19 protein-coding genes, 1 tRNA gene and 1 pseudogene are annotated in these 16,669 nt (G+C 65.8%); 13 read left to right on the top strand and 8 right to left on the bottom strand.

Annotated elements, in window-relative coordinates:
• Positions 1–59: 59 nt before the first annotated feature.
• The 4 genes and pseudogenes from DM818_RS09715 to artA all read left to right on the top strand — a co-directional run bounded on the left by DM818_RS09715 (position 60) and on the right by artA (position 5,163).
• Positions 60–833 (top strand): VOC family protein, encoded by a 774-nt coding sequence (locus DM818_RS09715; RefSeq protein ID WP_153952612.1) that lies wholly within the window; start codon positions 60–62, stop codon positions 831–833.
• A gap of 249 nt (positions 834–1,082) precedes the next feature.
• Positions 1,083–1,178 (top strand): annotated as a pseudogene (locus tag DM818_RS15390) (surface glycoprotein); the annotation flags it as partial.
• Positions 1,179–1,580: 402 nt separating this feature from the next.
• Positions 1,581–4,106, top strand: coding sequence for a BGTF surface domain-containing protein (locus DM818_RS09720; RefSeq protein WP_199710284.1), 2,526 nt, complete (start codon positions 1,581–1,583; stop codon positions 4,104–4,106).
• A 133-nt stretch (positions 4,107–4,239) separates the two neighbouring features.
• Positions 4,240–5,163, top strand: a complete 924-nt coding sequence (artA, locus tag DM818_RS09725) for an archaeosortase A (protein ID WP_123124296.1) — start codon at positions 4,240–4,242, stop codon at positions 5,161–5,163.
• Here the strand turns inward: artA and dph5 are convergent, their stop codons facing one another.
• Positions 5,164–5,937, bottom strand: a complete 774-nt coding sequence (dph5, locus tag DM818_RS09730; protein ID WP_123124295.1) for a diphthine synthase — start codon at positions 5,935–5,937, stop codon at positions 5,164–5,166. It lies immediately after the preceding gene.
• Between the two features lie 88 nt (positions 5,938–6,025).
• Here dph5 and DM818_RS09735 point away from each other — a divergent pair, with 88 nt between their 5' ends.
• The 5 genes from DM818_RS09735 to DM818_RS15000 all read left to right on the top strand — a co-directional run bounded on the left by DM818_RS09735 (position 6,026) and on the right by DM818_RS15000 (position 9,298).
• Positions 6,026–7,009, top strand: coding sequence for a class I SAM-dependent methyltransferase (locus tag DM818_RS09735; RefSeq protein ID WP_123124294.1), 984 nt, complete (start codon positions 6,026–6,028; stop codon positions 7,007–7,009).
• 49 nt (positions 7,010–7,058) lie between these two features.
• Positions 7,059–7,131: transfer RNA gene (locus DM818_RS09740), tRNA-Thr, on the top strand.
• 108 nt (positions 7,132–7,239) lie between these two features.
• Complete coding sequence (locus tag DM818_RS09745) at positions 7,240–8,577, top strand: FAD-dependent oxidoreductase (RefSeq protein ID WP_123124293.1); 1,338 nt, start codon at positions 7,240–7,242, stop codon at positions 8,575–8,577.
• A gap of 39 nt (positions 8,578–8,616) precedes the next feature.
• Positions 8,617–9,102, top strand: coding sequence for a cupin domain-containing protein (locus DM818_RS09750; RefSeq protein WP_075936952.1), 486 nt, complete (start codon positions 8,617–8,619; stop codon positions 9,100–9,102).
• Between the two features lie 40 nt (positions 9,103–9,142).
• Positions 9,143–9,298: a DUF7563 family protein gene (locus DM818_RS15000; protein WP_172977315.1), complete on the top strand. Its 156-nt coding sequence runs from the start codon at positions 9,143–9,145 to the stop codon at positions 9,296–9,298.
• On the opposite strand, the gene DM818_RS09755 is transcribed toward DM818_RS15000, so the two are convergent.
• Together DM818_RS09755 and btuC are read right to left on the bottom strand one after the other, a co-directional pair.
• Entirely contained in the window at positions 9,295–10,080 is a 786-nt protein-coding gene (locus DM818_RS09755) for a heme ABC transporter ATP-binding protein (RefSeq protein WP_079988873.1), read from the bottom strand. The genes DM818_RS15000 and DM818_RS09755 overlap by 4 nt on opposite strands.
• A complete protein-coding gene (btuC, locus tag DM818_RS09760) occupies positions 10,077–11,162 on the bottom strand; it encodes a vitamin B12 ABC transporter permease BtuC (RefSeq protein ID WP_075936950.1) in 1,086 nt (361 codons plus the stop codon). Before btuC ends, DM818_RS09755 begins: the two co-directional genes overlap by 4 nt.
• A gap of 59 nt (positions 11,163–11,221) precedes the next feature.
• Here btuC and DM818_RS09765 point away from each other — a divergent pair, with 59 nt between their 5' ends.
• From DM818_RS09765 to DM818_RS09775, 3 genes are read left to right on the top strand one after another with little or no spacing between them, the layout of a single operon-like run.
• Positions 11,222–12,328 (top strand): PGF-CTERM-anchored ABC transporter substrate-binding protein, encoded by a 1,107-nt coding sequence (locus DM818_RS09765; RefSeq protein WP_123124292.1) that lies wholly within the window; start codon positions 11,222–11,224, stop codon positions 12,326–12,328.
• Positions 12,329–12,371: 43 nt separating this feature from the next.
• Complete coding sequence (gene srp19, locus DM818_RS09770; RefSeq protein WP_075936948.1) at positions 12,372–12,650, top strand: signal recognition particle subunit SRP19; 279 nt, start codon at positions 12,372–12,374, stop codon at positions 12,648–12,650.
• Positions 12,647–12,871, top strand: a complete 225-nt coding sequence (locus DM818_RS09775; RefSeq protein ID WP_123124291.1) for an H/ACA ribonucleoprotein complex subunit GAR1 — start codon at positions 12,647–12,649, stop codon at positions 12,869–12,871. Before srp19 ends, DM818_RS09775 begins: the two co-directional genes overlap by 4 nt.
• Before the next feature lie 7 nt (positions 12,872–12,878).
• On the opposite strand, the gene DM818_RS09780 is transcribed toward DM818_RS09775, so the two are convergent.
• On the bottom strand, positions 12,879–13,661 hold the full coding sequence (locus DM818_RS09780; protein WP_123124290.1) for a creatininase family protein: 783 nt from the start codon (positions 13,659–13,661) through the stop codon (positions 12,879–12,881).
• Between the two features lie 86 nt (positions 13,662–13,747).
• On the opposite strand from DM818_RS09780, the gene DM818_RS09785 reads away from it, so the two are divergent.
• Positions 13,748–14,773, top strand: a complete 1,026-nt coding sequence (locus DM818_RS09785; RefSeq protein ID WP_123124289.1) for a Gfo/Idh/MocA family protein — start codon at positions 13,748–13,750, stop codon at positions 14,771–14,773.
• A 151-nt stretch (positions 14,774–14,924) separates the two neighbouring features.
• Here DM818_RS09785 and DM818_RS09790 read toward each other — a convergent pair whose 3' ends face one another.
• The 4 genes from DM818_RS09790 to DM818_RS09805 are packed head-to-tail and all read right to left on the bottom strand — an operon-like array spanning position 14,925 to position 16,645.
• Positions 14,925–15,719 (bottom strand): carbon-nitrogen family hydrolase, encoded by a 795-nt coding sequence (locus DM818_RS09790; protein WP_075936944.1) that lies wholly within the window; start codon positions 15,717–15,719, stop codon positions 14,925–14,927.
• Positions 15,716–16,138, bottom strand: coding sequence for an SRPBCC family protein (locus tag DM818_RS09795; RefSeq protein ID WP_075936943.1), 423 nt, complete (start codon positions 16,136–16,138; stop codon positions 15,716–15,718). Before DM818_RS09795 ends, DM818_RS09790 begins: the two co-directional genes overlap by 4 nt.
• Positions 16,139–16,172: 34 nt before the next feature.
• Entirely contained in the window at positions 16,173–16,412 is a 240-nt protein-coding gene (locus tag DM818_RS09800) for a DUF7123 family protein (protein ID WP_075936942.1), read from the bottom strand.
• A gap of 44 nt (positions 16,413–16,456) precedes the next feature.
• Positions 16,457–16,645 (bottom strand): DUF7525 family protein, encoded by a 189-nt coding sequence (locus DM818_RS09805; RefSeq protein ID WP_075936941.1) that lies wholly within the window; start codon positions 16,643–16,645, stop codon positions 16,457–16,459.
• Positions 16,646–16,669 lie beyond the last annotated feature (24 nt).

A 16,669-nucleotide genomic window follows, 5' to 3' on the forward strand; every position in this document is an offset into this window, starting at 1 on the left:
TTGGCGAGTCACCGTTCCGCCACACGTAGCTTTTCAATCACACCGGCCAAACGCCGGATATGGACGCACCACTCGACCACGTGATGATGCGCGTCGCCGACCTGGAAACCTCCCTCGACTGGTACCAGACCCACCTCAACTACGAGGAGAAGGGTCGCTGGGAGGCCGACACCTTCACCAACGTCTATCTCGGTCCCGAGGACGCCCACGACGCCGGTGCCGTGCTCGAACTCACCTCGAACCACGACTCCGAACCCGACGAGCTGGGCGACGGCTGGGGCCACATCGCCGTCCGCGTCCCCGAGGACGAACTCCAGCAGCGCTACGACGAACTCATGGACGAGGGCGTCGAGGACTACCGCGACCCCGAGTCCTGCGGGAATCGCTACGCGTTCGTGAAGGACCCCGACGGTCACGAGATCGAAATCGTCAAGCGCGACTTCGGCCCGCTGTACTCGCTCGACCACACGATGATTCGCGTCGAGGACGCGACCCGCGCTATCGGCTACTGGAGCCGCGTCTTCGAGTACGAACTGTCGGGCCGCTGGGAGGCCGACACCTTCGCGAACTACTTCATGCGGCCGTCGGACGCACCGCAGGAGGCGATGAGCGTCGAGCTAACCTACAACTACGACGGGCGCACGTACACGCTCGGCGACGCGTGGGGCCACCTCGCCGTGCAGGTCGACGACCTCGCGGGCGCATGGGACGAACTCACGACCCGCGAATCGGCTCCCGACCGCTCGCCCGAGGAGTGTGACAACCTCTACGCATTCACCGCCGACGACGAAGGTCACCAGATCGAACTGCTCGAAGAGCACGTCACGAACTGAATCCCCCTGCGAACAGCCTGTTTTTCCGTCGCACGTCCGTCAGACGCCCACATCCACGAGACGGCCTGTACCGCCCGCAGACGGCCTTGTTACGCTATAACATACGGCTGTTTTGGACACAAAGTATTTATATCAATGAGTGTTCTGTTCGTGTGTACCCCTACCTATGGTAACAGCACGAAGTATCGGTCACGGGCCTTCCGCCCGCGGTCGTGAAACGTCTCGTTGCCGATCGGTACTAGACTAAACATGACAGACACAAACACAAAGGTTCGCAGCCTGATCCTGACGGCGCTGATGGTCGTCTCCGTCTTTGGAGGCACCATCGCGTTCGCGGGAGCAGCGTCTGCGGCTACCGGTGGTTCGTATACCGTGGCTAACACAGCCCCGGGTGCGACCACGACGGTTACAGCACAGATTCAGAGTGAACAAGACGCAAAGAGCGTAGGCGGTGTCGAACTTGACTTCAGTGGTGCTTCGAGCCCGGACTTCGATGGCTCGTTCAGCACTGGGTCGAGTTCCGACTACACAGTCACGGTCTACAACACGGACGGGACTGTCAAGACCACCGTCAGCAGTGTGAGCCTGAGCTCGAGTAACGGTGGAGAAACGGTTACTCTCACGTTCAGCTCAGTGACGGTCAACGCTGGCGAAACGCTCCAGGTTGAGGGAGAAAGCTTCACCAACCCGAGCAGTGGGACGTACTCTGGTGACATCCAGTTCAACCCCAGCTCCAGCGGTGAATCCGTGAGCGACGATCTCGTCGTTGATGGAACGACCACCGACGAGACTGGAACAACTGGCCCAACGGCTGGGAGTAGCGACTACTCCGGCCCGCTTGGCGTCTCACAGGCACCGGTTGAGTTCTCCACCACGTCGAGTTCCTACACGTACTCGAGCACTGCATCCACGGATACGTACGTGGAAGTCGTGTTCGATCGAGAGTTCGACCTGAGCCAGTACTCGTTCACCGTGACCGACGCCGACGGGAACGACGTAACGATTGACAGCACGAACAAGGACGGAAACGCAGTCGTCCTCGGCATCGCATCGGACCTCACTGACGGTGCGACGATGTCCGCCACCGACGGTAACGGTGATACCTTCGTGGATGCAGCCGCAATCACCACAACGTCCACCTCGATCGCAGAGGACACAACAGCATACTCGTCTGATTCGGTAACGGCCGCGTACGACGGCGAGCGCATCGCTCTTATCTCTGACGAGACCAGTGAGAGCATCGACGCGTTCCGCTACAACTCTGCAGGCGATGTTGACAACGACTTCCTGTTCACCCGCGGTACGGGAACGGACAGCTACGTGACGGTCATCGATACCGGTGCCCGTGACGACCTCACCGCTGGTGAGGACTACAGCTTCCAGTTCCTCGGTAGCAGCTCGGACGAGGAGCGCATGACGCTTCGTAGTCTTGGCCTGACGGCTGAGGCGACGAACACGGAGATCTCCTTCACGGGCGACTCCACAACCGTCAGCGCAGACATCTCGTCCGATGCAGTCAACCGTGACGTGACGGCTACCCTCCTCGACTCCTCTGACGAGGAAGTTGACTCGGGTACCTTCACGATTGACGGCGACGGTCAGATTACCGCTGACCTGACTGCGACCGAAGCAGGCAACTACACGATCGAAGTTGAAGACGTTGGCACCGGCATCACGACCGAGACCGACGAGATTTCGGTCTCCGCCGTCACCGGTGACGTCTCCTTCAGCGAGACCGTGTTCCGCGAGGACCGCGGTGACGTTGCAGAAATCACGATCGACCTCGACAACGCTGACAGCGCCACGGTTCTCATCGGTGGGAACTCCGTGAGCTACGCTGCAGCCGCCGAGGTTACCGACGCAGAAAGCGGTGACGACGCAGACGGCGAAGTCACCCTCCAGTTCAACACCTACCTCACCAACAAGGGCACGCCTACCGGTGAGGGCGTGTTCTCGGCTGCCGGTGACGACACCGCAACGTTCGTCGCCGCAGATGAGGTTGACTCGGACATCACAACCGACGCAGCAACCAGCGCCGTGCTGGCTGACACGGACTACGACCTGGCCGCCTACATCGGTGGCGAGGAATCCGCCGTCGGTACGCTCATCGTTGAGCCACGCTCGACGGACTCGATGAACCTCTGGACGGCACCGAGCAGCACGTTCGGTGACGCCGAGGCTCCGGCTGACGTGTACAGCGCCATCGAGGACGGCGCTGTCACGCAGTCCGATGAGATCGCCGCACAGGATGTGCTCGTCCACCAGATCGGTGCCTCTGGTGTCTACGGTGCACTCCAGAACGAACTCGACAAGAGCAGTGTCTCCAGCCAAGAAGCTGCACTCGTCAACCTCCTGACGACCGACCAGGTCAGTCAGCCGGCTGGCGAGACGGAGACACTCGATACGGCACTCAGTCTGAGTGTTGTCCAGACTGGTTCCTCGCCGAACCAGGATCCGAAGCGTCTCGCACTCACTGACAGCGTTGCCGCCGGCGCGTTCAACGTCGTCGCTGACGCTGACAACGAGACAGTCTTCGTGAACGTCAAGACCGACCAGCTCCAGTTCGTTCGTACGGACGACGTTGACCCGACGAACGATTACACTGACTCTGAGACGGTCACGGCAGCAGCCGACGAGGAATTCGACGTGACCTTCACGGTCGAGCAGGCAAGCGGCCTGACGACCGCCGAGGACGGCGAATCCGTCTCCTCGACGTTCACCGTCGTTGAGCGTGCAGGTATGCTCAACGGTGGCGAAGACATCACTGTCGAAGCCGCAAGCGGCCAGGAGATCAGCGGCACGACCGACATCGCACCAGGCACGGATGTGAACATCCGCGCTCGTGCGACCGGCACGTCCGCGTTCCTGAAGACCGCGACGGCAACGGTCACGGAGAACGGTACGTTCGCGACCGAGTTCGACTTCTCGGGCTCGTCGGAGAACACGACGTTCGACGTGACGGCCTCGGCCTCGCCGCAGTTCGCTGACGGTGCCCTCTCGGCAGAAGGCACGATCGGCGCTGCAGAGGCAACCCCGACGCCGACTCCGACGCCGGAGCCCGCGACGGACACGCCGACGCCGGAGCCGGCAACGGACACGCCGACGCCGGAGCCCGCGACGGACACGCCGACGCCGGAGCCCGCGACGGAGACGCCGACCGACGGCGGTGACACGGCGACTGAGACCTCCGGAAGCCAGCCTGGCTTCGGTGGCGCAGTCGCGATTGTTGCCCTCGCCGGTGCAGCGCTCATCGCGCTCCGCCGCGGCAACTAACGATAGCTAACTAACCGGACCTCCCCGGTTTACCAAACTGGATTTTTCTTTCGCGCGCTACACCCCACAGCGATAGCTACGGCCGCGGTAGCCGACCAGCAAGGATTTACCGCTGAAAGCCGACAAGCAGACAATGGCGAGTTCACTGCTGACCGCGACGCTCGCGTGGCTCTCCGTCGGCGGCTTCGTCGCCGGCGCGCTCGCGATGTACTACCACGAGCGAGCGGGCCGACTGCTGACGGCGACGACGTGGGGCGTCTTCGGTATCTTCTGGGGCACGCTCGTCCCGCAGTTCTGGTTCGTCGGGTCGAGCTTCATCGAGGCGGCGCTCGCACTCGTCGCCGTGCCGCTGTGTTTCTACACCGGCTATCTACTGCTCGACGGCCGCGACTCGCTGTTCGTCATCTCGCGGGCCGTCGCCGTGATGGGCGTCATCTACCTGCCGGCGACGACCGTCGACGCCATCTACGAGCCGATGATTCGGACAGTGACGCTCCAGACCCAGTGGGCGATGAACGCGCTCGGCTACCACCCCGAGCTGGTCGCCAACGACAACGGCCTCCAGAGCGTCTTCCTGTTCGTCCGCCCCAACGGCCACCGCATCCTCACGGAGATCGAACTCGCCTGTACCGGACTCGGGAGCATGGCGATCTTCGCCGGGCTCATCAGCGCGGTCGACGCGCCACTCGACCGGAAGGCGAAGGCGTTCCTCGTCTCGATTCCCGTCATCTGGGGGCTGAACCTCGTCCGGAACGTGTTCATCGCCGTCGCGTTCGGCGAACAGTGGTTCCAGGTGTTCGTCCCGCAGGTGCTCGCGCTGTTCGGCCAGAGCGACCCCTACTACGTCTCGTTCCTCGTAGCCGACAAGATTCTGAGCCAGTCGGCCTCAGTCGTCGCGCTCGTCGCTATCATGCTTGCGACGCTGCGCTACCTCCCGGAACTCAAGACGGTCGTCGCCGACCTGCTGTATCTCGTCACCGGCGACGAACACGAGTTCGACTTCGGTGACCCGCCGGGACGCGGCGGCGTCCGCGCCGACGGCGGCCGCGAGGAGTAATCAGACCGGCTCGGTCAGTTCTTCGGGTGCGCCCGCCAACTCGCGGAGCGCGTCCGACTCGATGTAGTGTAACTCTCCCGGGATGATGAGCAGGTGGAGCGGGCCGCCGAAATCACGGTCTGCGAGGTCGCTCAGCCGTCCGGCTTCGACGCGCGGCTCGGGCGAGCCGGCCCGACAGACCACGACCCCGAGCACGTCCTCGTACCCGTCGGCGAGCAGGTCGGCTGCCACGTCGCCGGTCATGTACTCCTGGCGTTCCTGCTTGATATCGAGATAGACGAGGGTGTGGAGCCCGCGCTCGCGGTTCGCGTCCAGTGTGTCACACACCGACTTCGGAACGCCGTCGCCGCCGTGGGCGTACGGGAACGGGAGCGTCGTCGCCTTCCCGAAGCGGTAGTTCTGCAGGCCGGTCAGCGACGCGGCCGCTGCCGAGGCGGTCGTGCCGTGAATCACGCGCGTCTCGATGCCGCGGTCGTGGGCGCGGAGCCGGAGGTCGACGTGCGTCGTCGAAATCATCGTGTCGCCGGCGGTGAGAAACACGGCCTCGCCCGACTCGGCGGCGTCGAGAATCGGCTCCGGCTCCTGTTCGGTGCCGGCGCGGTCGCGGACGTCGATATCGACGCCGTGGTGTGCGGCGAGCGATTCGGGGTCCGTTCCCATCAGCCGGGAGGTGTAGAACTCGGCGAACACGTCGTCGGCCGCCCGGAGCGCGCGCTGGCCGTCGACGGTAATCGAGGTTTCGTCCCACAAGCCGAGTCCGACGAACGTGAGCATACACGGTACACCGGTGGCGGGAGAATAAGCGCCTCGTTCACGGCCGGCGTCCGTCACGCTTACCGCTGCCGGTCCACTCCCTCCGGCAATGAGTGTCCCGTGCGTCCGCGTCCCGCCCGAGGAAGGGGAGACGACGCGGGCGAGCCTCGCCGACCGGAATCTCGTCCACGACGAGTACGATATCACCGTCACGGACGGCTGGCTCTACATCCCTGTCACCGACGCCGACGCCGCTGCAGACGACCACGAGGTCGTCTCGTTCGACGCCCCGCGCCGCGAGACACAGACGCTCCCCGAGGATATCCTCGGCTTCGAGCCGTCGCTGGAGCGGCTCGGCCGCATCGTCATCCTCGATGAGGACGACGACGAGCGCGCACAGACGATCGCCGACGCGGTGATGGCGTCCTCGCTGCCCGTCGACACGATCGTCAATCGCGCCTCCAAGATTCAGGGCGAACTCCGCGTGCGCGAGTGGGACGTGCTCGCCGGCAACGACACCGAGACCGTCCACACGGAGTATGGCACCGAACTGCTGCTCGATATCGCGGAGGTGTACTTCTCGCCCCGGCTCGCGACGGAACGCCACCGCGTCGTCGAGCAGGTCACGCCCGACGAGCGGGTGTTCGACATGTTCGCCGGCGTCGGTCCCTTCGCCGTCCCGATGGCCGGTCGCGGTGCATCCGTGGTCGCCTGTGACCTGAACCCCCGAGCAATCGAGTATCTGCGCGAGAACGCCGCTCGGAACGGCGTCGCCGACACGCTCACCGCCGTTGAGGGAGACGTGCGCGAGGTCGCGGCCGACTGGGAGGGGTGGGCCGACCGCGTCGTGATGAATCTCCCCCACACGGCGAGTGAGTTCCTCGACACCGCGGTCGCGCTGGCCGGCGACGAGTGTGTGCTCCACCTGTACGACATCCAGCACGACTCCGACCCCTTCGGGCCGGGCGAGCGTGCGATTCGCGAGGCGGCGGGCGAGGCGTACGCCGTCGATGTCGAGACGCGACGCGTCGTCCGGTCGTATGCGCCCCACGAGGAGAACGTCTGTCTCGACGCCCGCCTCCGCCGTCGGTGAGTTTGGTTCGCAACCCTTTTACTCGCCGTCGTACCATACTCGGGTGCGCGCCGGAGTAGCTCAGCTGGCAGAGCGATTCCTTCGTAAGGAATAGGCCGAGGGTTCAAATCCCTCCTCCGGCTCTTCTCTCGACCGCATTGAGCCGTGAGCGGCGGTACTCTTCGGAGCCAGTGTAACGCGAACCGAAACGGGTTTTCCCTGGTCGCTGCAACTCACCGATAACGCTCACCATGTCCGGACAGTACGACCTCGTCATCGTCGGCGGCGGTATCAGTGGCGCATCGCTCCTGTACACGAGTGCGAAGTTCACCAACATCGACTCCATCGCGCTCGTCGAGAAGGAGCCGTCCATCGCGGCCATCAACTCCGACCACACGAACAACTCACAGACGCTCCACTTCGGCGACATCGAGACGAACTACACGCTGGAGAAGGCGTCGACGGTCAAGACGGCCGCCGAGACGCTCGCCGGCTACCTCGAGAACCACGACGAGGACCGCGAGATGCACGACAAGCGGAGCAAGATGGTGCTCGCGGTCGGCGACGAGGAGGTCGAGGAACTCGAAGCCCGCTACGACGACGAGGGCTTCGGTGACCTGTTCCCCAAACTGGAAGCTATCGGTCGCGAGGAGATTGCAGAACACGAGCCGAAGGTCGTGGAGGGACGCGACCCCGACACCGAGCTGATGGCGCTCCAGACGCCCGACGGCTACGTCGTCGACTACGGTGCCGTCGCCCAGTCGTTCGTCGAGGCGGCAAACGAGGAGACGAGCGTCGACGTGTTCACCGACACGCGCGTCGAGGACGTGACGCCCACGACGACCGGTTACACCATCGGCACGGACAACGGTCGCTTCGACGCCGACGCGGCGGTCGTCGCCGCCGGCTCACACAGCCTCCAGATGGCGAAGGACCTCGGCTACGGTGAGGACATGGTCCTGCTTCCGATTGCGGGGAGCTTCTTCCTCGCCGACGACCTGCTGAACGGGAAGGTGTACACCCTCCAGATGAAGAAGCTCCCCTTCGCGGCCGTCCACGGGGACGCCGACGTACACGACGACTCCATCACGCGCTTCGGGCCGACGGCGAAGCTCGTGCCCGCGCTCGAACGCGGTCGGCTCTCGACGGTGAGCGATTTCCTCGACGTGTTCGGCTTCTCGCCGTCGGCGTTTCTCAGCTACGCGAACGTGCTCTCAGACCGCATCCTCCTCCCGTACGTCATCCGGAACCTCATCTACGACGTGCCGAAGGTCGGCACCGACCAGTTCCTCCCGCACGTCCAGAAGGTCGTCCCGAGCGTCGAACAGGGCGATATCGAGCGCGCGAAAGGGTACGGCGGCGTCCGCCCGCAGATCGTCGACACCTCGAAGAAGTCCCTCGATATGGGTGAGGCCAAGATCGTCGGTGAGGACATCATCTTCAACATCACGCCCTCGCCGGGTGCCTCGACCTGTCTGCAGAACGCCCAGCGCGACGTGAAGGAGGTGCTCTCGTTCCTCGACGGCGAGTACGAGTTCGACGAGGAGAGCTTCGAGGCCGACACCATCGATCAGTTCCCGCGCGCGTAAGCCGGCAAGATTCAAGCGACCGGCCCCACACGCTCGCGTATGGACCACACTTCCATCGACGACGTCGAGATACAGAACAACCCCCTCGGCGTCCACAGCGAGCGCCGTCCCGTCTCCGACGCGCTCGGCACCAGCGACTTCGCGATGAACTTCTTCCGGCTCCAGCCGGGCGAGTCCTTCTCCGGCGGGCTTCACACTCACCACGACCAGGAGGAGGTGTTCTACGTCGAGGAAGGCGAGGCGACGTTCACGGTCGGCCGCGACGGCGACACCGAAGCCGTCGTCTCTGGCGGTGAACTCATCCGGTTCGAGCCGGGCGAGTTCCAGCAGGGCACCAACACGGGCGACACCGAACTCGTCGGCTGGGCGCTCGGCGCGCCGAAGTCGAAACACGACTGGGACGAAATCGAGTCCATCGTCTACTGTCAGGAGTGCGAGACGGAGACGGGCCACGGTCTCTCGTTGACCGAGGCGGGCCGGTTCGAACTCACCTGTCTGGAGTGTGACAACAGCTTCACCTCGTAAGCGGGGAAACCTACAAGTCGGTGCCGCCGTCCCCGTCCGTATGCCAAACTGTGCCAACTGCGACTCCTTCGTCACCGAGGCGTATGTCCGAGTGTTCGCGCCCAACGAGCTGGAATCCGTCCGAGTGTGTCCGAACTGCGAGGACAAGCTCCGCGACGGAGCCGAGATACGCGAGGCGCGCTCGACACGCGGCTAAACCGACTCGTCGCCGAGCGAGACACCCGCAGTAGGCGTCACCGTCACGGTTCCCGTGGCCGGGTTTTCCCCGACGGTTACGTCGACGCCGAAGACGCGCTCCAGCCGGTCGGCCGTGAACACCTCCCGGGGGGTGCCGACCGCCTGCCTTTCACCGTCGGCGAGGAGGACGACGCGGTCACAGTAGCGCGCTGCCAAATCGAGGTCGTGGATGGCCGCGACGACCGTCTCTTCTAACCCCGCCACGAGGTCGAGCGTCCGGACCTGGTGGTTGATGTCGAGACTCGCGGTCGGCTCGTCCAACAAGAGCGTGGGGGCGGCCTGCGTGAGCGCACGGGCCAGCAGGACGCGCTGTTTCTCCCCGCCCGACAGCGACGCCACCGACCGGTCGGCGAACTGTGCGGTCTGTGTCCGGTCGAGTGCGCGTTCCACGGCGGCAGCGCCGTCCGGGTCGTCGCCGCCGAAGCGCGACCGGTACGGGTGGCGACCCATCGCCACCACGTCACGCACCGAGAAGTCGAAGCCGAAGTTCGTCTCCTGTGGCACGGTCGCGACCCGGCGGGCGAGCGCCCGCGCCGACAGCGACCCGACTTCGTCTCCGTCGACGGCTACCGACCCCGCCGCCGGTGAGAGGTGACCACCGACGGCACCGAGCAGCGTCGACTTCCCGGCACCGTTCGGGCCGACGAGCGCGACGAACTCGCCGTCGGCGACCGACAGCGACACGTCCTCGAGGACGCGCACGCCGCCGCGGTCGACACACAGCCCGTCGATTTCTATCACAGTTCGCTCACCTCACGCTTGCGGAGCAGATACAGGAAGAAGGGCGCGCCGACGGCGGCGGTCACGATACCCACCGGAAGCTCTGCGGGCCCCGACCGCGCGAGCGTGTCGGCCGCGACGAGAAACGAGGCCCCGGCGAGTGCACTCGTCGGCAGCAGTATTCGGTGGTCGGGACCGACGATGAGCCTGAGCGCGTGGGGAACGATGAGACCGACGAAGCCGATGACCCCCGAGATGGCGACCGCCGCGCCGGTGATGATGCTCGAGGCGGCAAGCAGGATGCGTTTCGTCCACTCGACCTCGACGCCGACGGAGCGGGCGTCGGTCTCGCCCAACAGGAGCGCGTTCAGGTCCTCGGCGTACAGATACAGGACCGCGACGAGCACGAAGGTAATCCCGCCGGTGATGAGCGCCTCCTCGATGCGCGAGGCGTCGAGGTGGCCCATCAGCCAGTAGGTGACCTCCTCGATGGAGTCGCCGCTCCGGAGAATCAGATACGAGGTGACCGAGCCGAGAAACGTCTGGACGGCCACGCCGGCCAACAGGAGGGTGGCCACCGGCGTCCGCCCCCCTTCGGTCGCGATGGCGTACACGACGACCGCCGCGACCAGCGCGCCGACGAACGCGGACGCCCGGAGACCGAGTCCGAACGGGAGCGCGAACGGGGCGACGATGGCCGCGACGGCACCGACGGACGCTCCGGAGGAGACGCCGATAATCGAAGGGTCCGCCATCGGATTCCGGAACAGTCCCTGCATCACGGTGCCGGCGGCTGCGAGCGCGAACCCGACGCTCGCGCCGGCCGCGATGCGCGGCAGTCGAACCTGCAAGACGATTGTCGAGTATAACGGGTCCACGTCGTAGCCGAACGGGGCGTACCACTCGACCGCGTGCCACGGCGCGACCAAGGCGGTCGCCTCCATTCTGACACCGGCCGGCACCGCCAGCGCGTTCGCGAACACCTTCGCGACGGTCACCGGCCCGATGTGGACCGGCCCGATGCCCGCGGACACGACGACGACGCCCACGAGCAGTCCCACCAGCACGGAGACCGCACTCGCTGTCCGGCCACGGTATCGCACGTAGACAAGTCCAGTTTGGTTAGACAAATACTTATTGGGTTAGCCCGGTCGTAGAGATGATGCGACAACGACTCACGCTGCTGGTCGCGATGCTCGTGCTCGCGGCCACGATTCCGGCTGGCGTCGCCGGCGCGACAGCACAGACGCAACAGGATGACTGTTCGTTCCCGTACACGGTGACCGACGCGAGCGGGACCGAGATTACCCTCGATGAACGGCCCGACCGAATCACGACGCTGAATCCGTCGGCCGCCCAGACCGTCTGGGAACTCGGCGGTCGCGAGCAGGTCGTCGGCGTGACGGCCAACGCCGACTACCTCGACGGCTTCGAGACGAAGACGAGCGTCTCCGCGACCGACGGGTTCGGCGTCTCCGTCGAGCGGGTCGTCGGCACCGAACCCGACCTCGTGCTCGCGCCGAACGCCTCCCAGACCGAGACGGTGCGCGCACTGCGTGATGCCGGCGTCACGGTGTATCAGTTCGCCGCCGCCGAGACGCTGGAGGACGTGACCGAGAAGACGACACAGATCGCCCGGCTCACCGGCCACTGTGAGGCGGCCGTCGAAGTGAACGCCTGGATGGAAGCCAACGTCGAGGCCGCCCGCACCGCGACCGCGGATGTCGAGCGCCCGAGGGTGCTCTACCCGCTCGGCAGCGGCTACGTCGCCAACACGAACACCTTCATCTCGGCGATGATCGAGGCCAGCGGCGGGACCAACGTCCTCGCCGAGTTCGACTACGAGACCGACTACCCGCAGGTGAGCGACGAAATCATCCTGCAGGCGAACCCCGAGATGCTCGTCGTGAACTCCCGGCTCGCAAACATCTACACCGAGGAGCCGTACGCCTCGACGACTGCGGGACAGAACAACGCGACCGTCGTGGTCAACACCGACTACCTGAACCAGCCGGCGCCGCGTTCGGTCGTCTTCGCGGTGCGGAATCTGACCGAGGGGTTCCACCCCGACGTTGACGCGTCGTTCGTCGCCCGCAGCGACGTGACCGTCGCGACGGCGACGCCGACGACCACGGCGACCGCGACCGACACGCCGGCGGCGACGGCCTCGACCGACTCCACGGAGACGACCGCGGGTGAACAGCCAGGCTTCGGCGTCGTCGCCGCACTGCTCGCCGTCGGTGCGCTCGTGCTCGCGCGCCGGGAGTGAGTGATTCGACAAGACGTATAAGGGAGACACGACTCGAACCGGTATGGTTGAGAACGTGTTGTGGCCAGCGCAGTTCGACGCCGACCTGACCCGCTCCGAGGGTCGGCGCGTGCCACAGGACCTCGCGGTCGCTGCCCCCACCGTCGACGAAATCGCGGAGGCGGTCCAGCAGGTGGGGTACGACGCCGTCATCGAGCGCGACGTACAGTACCCTCGCGAGTACGAACCACGCGGTCGCGTGCTCGTGAAGGACGCAGACGACGCCAGCAAGGGAGACCTGCTCGGTGCTGTCGCGGCGTATCTCGGAGCTATCCGCGCGTGAACCGACTCGGCGAGGTCGTCTCCACGGCACAGGGGCTGCTCGTCCTCCGGCCGCCGGCCGACACCGAGGTGGATATCGGCACGACGGCACTGGACGAGTCGCTCGACGCGGTCGGGCGCGTCGTCGACGTGTTCGGTCCCGTCGACCACCCCTACGTCGCCGTCACGCCCGACGGTGGTACCCCGGATGTACTGCTCGGCACGAAGCTCTACGCCAGATAATCGCCGGTCACTCCTCGGACGCGACGCGGTCGGCCGGCGTCAACGACGATTCCTCACGCGCCGCCAGCCACTCCGACAGCTCGGTGAGCTGCTCGGTCGCCGCCTCGAACAGCCGTTCGCCCTTCTCGGCCGTCGCGTCGGTCTGGTCGCCGAAGACGCCGTTTTCGCTGTTGTCCCGCGCGTCGAAGTAGGTCGCTGCCCCGTTTTGTGACGTGCCCGACGCGTTCCACACGTCGCGGGTCCCGCCGTCGCGCGCCTCGGCCAGCCGGTCCTCGTGGACGCGGTCGGTGAGATGTTGGAGCATCGCCGTCTCCTTCGGACCGCCGTGGGGACCGTTGTGCTCGAACAGCTCGTCCACGAGGCCGGGAATCGACTCGTCCCACATCCACTCCAGCGCGTAGCAGGTCCCGTCGGCGTGGAGGTCCTTCGCCACCTCTCGGAGCGCGTCGACGTTCCCGCCGTGGGCGTTCACGTAGACGACGCGGTCGATGCCGTGGTAGGTGAGGTTCTCGGTCAGCTCCCGCACGTACGTTCGGAAGGCGTCGGGACTCACCCACATCGTCCCGGGGAACTGCCGGTGGTGTCTGGAGATGCCGACGTTGACGGTCGGGGTACACAGATAGCCGGTGCGGGCGGCCGCCTCGCGCGCAAGCGACTCTGCGATGACGTGGTCGGTCGACTCGGGGAGATGTGGGCCGTGCTGTTCTGTCGACCCGAGCGGTATCAGCGCCAACGACTCCTGTTCGAAGTAGGTCCGGAGGTCCGGCCACGCCTCGTCTGCGAGATACATACCAGACCTCAGCGGGGCGGGCGTCAAATAGCTACCCACGCCCCCGACGGCCCACCCTTTTGTGACCGCCCGCCGAGCATCCGGATATGCACGAGAGCTTCACCAACGTCCGTGAGCGCGACTGGGACACCGACGCCGACGGCGAGATTCGACTCGCCGTCGTCGGCTGTGGCGGCTTCGCCCGCGGGGTCGTCCTCCCGAGCATCGAGGACTGCGACTACCTGACGCCGACCGTCGGCGTGAGCGGTAGCGAATCAAACCGCGAGGCCGCCGCGGAGCACGGCCTGGAGACGACCGACTACGACGGCTACGCCGACGGCGACCTGGCCGACAGCTACGACGCCGTCTACGTCGCCACGCCGAACCGACTCCATCTCCCGCACATCGAGACGGCCGCAGCACAGGGGAAGGCGGTCATCTCGGAGAAGCCACTCGACGCGACGAGCGAGCGCGCCGAACAGGCGGTCGAGACCTGCGAGCAGGCCGGCGTTCCCCTCATGACTGCCTACCGGATGCAGACCGACCCGCTCGTCCGCCGGCTCCGCGAGTTTCTCGACGACGGTGGCATCGGTGACGTGACGCGGTTCGCGGGCGATTTCACCTTCCCCGTGCTCGCCGGCTCGCGCGGGCCGGACCAGTGGCGACTCGACCAGGAGCTCGCGGGCGGTGGGGCACTCGTCGACGTGGGTGTCTACCTCCTCAACACGACCCGGTTCCTGCTCGGCGAGGACCCCGAGTCGGTGTCCGGTCACACCCGGACGAGCGGCCCGTTCAGCGACGTGGACGAACACGTCGACTTCCAGGTCGTCTTCCCCGACGCGGTCGGGAACTTCAGCGCCTCCTTCTCGGGCCACCCGACCGCCGACTACACCATCTACGGTACCGAGGGAACCGTCCGCGTGTACGACGCCTTCCAGCCGAACCGGGGCCGGCGGCTGGTCGTCGAGACCGGCGACGAGCGGTTCGAAATCGAGGGCGCAGGCGGCGGGGAACTCCGCGAGGAGTTCGACTACTTCGCACACGCCGTGCTCACGGGGCAGGATATCGAGCCGGACGGGAGAGACGGACTGACGGACGTGCGACTACTGGAGCAAGTGTACGCGTCGGCGTGAACGGAAGGGGGAGGCGGGATACGACGGGTGCCGAGCAGACCCGTCGTGTGGGCGCGGATGCGGCGATTTGGTTGCCGTTGGCGACGAGAAAAGCGTCGCGTCTGGCAATTCGATGTACTGCGTTCTCACTGATAAAGCCTCGTATTCACGCTCACCGACGGCGGTCGCGCCACGCGGGGAACTCCTCGCGGGTCGCGGCCACGGTGTCGGGGTCGACGGTCGCGTGGACGAGCGTGGGGTCGTCGTTAGAGCCGGCCAGCGTCGTCCCCCACGGGTCGTAGACGGCAGACCGACCCAGTAGCTCCGCCTCCCCGAACTGGCCGCTCCCGTTCGCGGTTGCGACGTACAGTTGGTTCTCGACCGCCCGAGCACGCGGCAGGAGCTGCCAGTGCTCCACTCGCGGATACGGCCACGCGCTCGGCACGCAGACGAGCGTCGCGCCAAGCTCCGCGAGTTCGCGGTACAGCTCCGGAAACCGGAGGTCATAGCAGGTGCTCATCCCGACCGTGTGGCCCTCGAAGGACGCGACCGAAAGCTCCTCGCCGGGCGTGAGCAGCTCCGTCTCCGCCGACTCGTAGCCGAACAGGTGGTGTTTCCGGTAGACGGCGAGCCGCTCGCCGTCGCGGCCGAACAGGACGGAGGTGTTCGCGAGGTCACCCTCGGGGGCGTCGTCGCTCGCGGCCAGGTCCTCGACGATGGAGCCGGCGAGCACCCCGACCCCGCAGTCGCGTGCGGTCTCTCGAATCGTGGTGAGCGTCTCGCCGTCGAGGGGTTCGGCGGCTCGCGCGTAGGAGTCGAACGCGAAGTAGCCGACGTTGAATATCTCGGGCAGGACGACCAGGTCGCTCCCCTCGCTCGCGGCGCGTTCGATGGCGCTCACCGCGCGGTCGGTGTTGCCAGCCACGTCGGCGCTCTCGATGTGAATCTGGGCGCAGGTGACTCTCATTCGTCGATGCTGTCGCGAATCGCCCGTTCGATGTTGTCGAGTTCGTCGGTGAAGTTCTTCTTGAAGAAGCGCTCGACGCCGGGCATCTTCCCGTCGACGACGAACCGGTTGTGGAGCCGACAGCCCGTCTCGGTCTCCTCGATTTCGTGTTCCCCCTGGACGTGCATCACCCGCGATTCGCCGATGAACTTGACGTACTCGTTCTCGCGGCGCTCCACGTCTTCGGTCTCGACGGCGATGGTGCGCCGGATGAGGGGAATCGGGAGCTTCAGGTGCCAGGTCGCGGTCCGCTCGCCGGTGGACTCGTACTCGTCCACGACGCTGATCGGCTCGGCGCGCCACTCCGGGTCGGCGATGAACCCCCAGATGGTGGCCGGCGGTGCGTCGAACTCGAAGCTCTCCTCGACACGAACGGTCATGCCACCACTCAACGCGGTAGGCTGAAAAACGTCGCTACTCCGGTGTCACTCGCCACGTGGTCGAGCGGGCGCGTCCCCACTTCTCGATGTCCACGTCTTCGGAGCGTTCAGCGAGTCGGGGGAGCCGGGCACCGACCTGCTTTGCGGTCAGTCCGATGGCGTCCGCGACGTGTTTCGCGCGGAAGTAGCGCTCACCGTCTGCGGCGCGCTCGCGGAGATACGAGAGGATGCGCTCGTTCTCGTCCACCGATTCGTCTTCGCTCGTCCCTGACATACCAGTCCATACGGTGTGCAGCCTTAACATATCGTCGCTCTCGGCTACTCGTACAGCTGGAGCGCGGCAATCGCGAGCGCGCCACCGAGCATCGCGGCGGCAAAGCCCCACCCCGAGAGGGCGAGTTGGTCGGTCATCGAGGCGACGAGCATCACGGCCGCGCCGACGAACGCGACGATGACGAACAGGAGGCTGAAGCCGAGCCGACGGTCGGAGGCGTCTGCAGTGTCCATACCACACAATACGAGGAGGGTGAC

This window comes from Halosegnis longus (assembly GCF_009663395.1).
GTDB classification, from domain to species: domain Archaea; phylum Halobacteriota; class Halobacteria; order Halobacteriales; family Haloarculaceae; genus Halosegnis; species Halosegnis longus.

Coding starts and splice junctions, on each gene's coding strand:
- DM818_RS09800 (WP_075936942.1), bottom strand. CDS start 16,412: ATGTCAGGGACGAGCGAAGACGAATCGGTGGACGAGAACGAGCGCATC.
- DM818_RS09790 (WP_075936944.1), bottom strand. CDS start 15,719: ATGAGAGTCACCTGCGCCCAGATTCACATCGAGAGCGCCGACGTGGCT.
- dph5 (WP_123124295.1), bottom strand. CDS start 5,937: ATGCTCACGTTCGTCGGACTCGGCTTGTGGGACGAAACCTCGATTACC.
- DM818_RS09785 (WP_123124289.1), top strand. CDS start 13,748: ATGCACGAGAGCTTCACCAACGTCCGTGAGCGCGACTGGGACACCGAC.
- DM818_RS09750 (WP_075936952.1), top strand. CDS start 8,617: ATGGACCACACTTCCATCGACGACGTCGAGATACAGAACAACCCCCTC.
- DM818_RS09735 (WP_123124294.1), top strand. CDS start 6,026: ATGAGTGTCCCGTGCGTCCGCGTCCCGCCCGAGGAAGGGGAGACGACG.
- DM818_RS09780 (WP_123124290.1), bottom strand. CDS start 13,661: ATGTATCTCGCAGACGAGGCGTGGCCGGACCTCCGGACCTACTTCGAA.
- artA (WP_123124296.1), top strand. CDS start 4,240: ATGGCGAGTTCACTGCTGACCGCGACGCTCGCGTGGCTCTCCGTCGGC.
- DM818_RS15000 (WP_172977315.1), top strand. CDS start 9,143: ATGCCAAACTGTGCCAACTGCGACTCCTTCGTCACCGAGGCGTATGTC.
- DM818_RS09795 (WP_075936943.1), bottom strand. CDS start 16,138: ATGACCGTTCGTGTCGAGGAGAGCTTCGAGTTCGACGCACCGCCGGCC.
- srp19 (WP_075936948.1), top strand. CDS start 12,372: ATGGTTGAGAACGTGTTGTGGCCAGCGCAGTTCGACGCCGACCTGACC.
- DM818_RS09765 (WP_123124292.1), top strand. CDS start 11,222: ATGCGACAACGACTCACGCTGCTGGTCGCGATGCTCGTGCTCGCGGCC.
- DM818_RS09715 (WP_153952612.1), top strand. CDS start 60: ATGGACGCACCACTCGACCACGTGATGATGCGCGTCGCCGACCTGGAA.
- DM818_RS09805 (WP_075936941.1), bottom strand. CDS start 16,645: ATGGACACTGCAGACGCCTCCGACCGTCGGCTCGGCTTCAGCCTCCTG.
- DM818_RS09745 (WP_123124293.1), top strand. CDS start 7,240: ATGTCCGGACAGTACGACCTCGTCATCGTCGGCGGCGGTATCAGTGGC.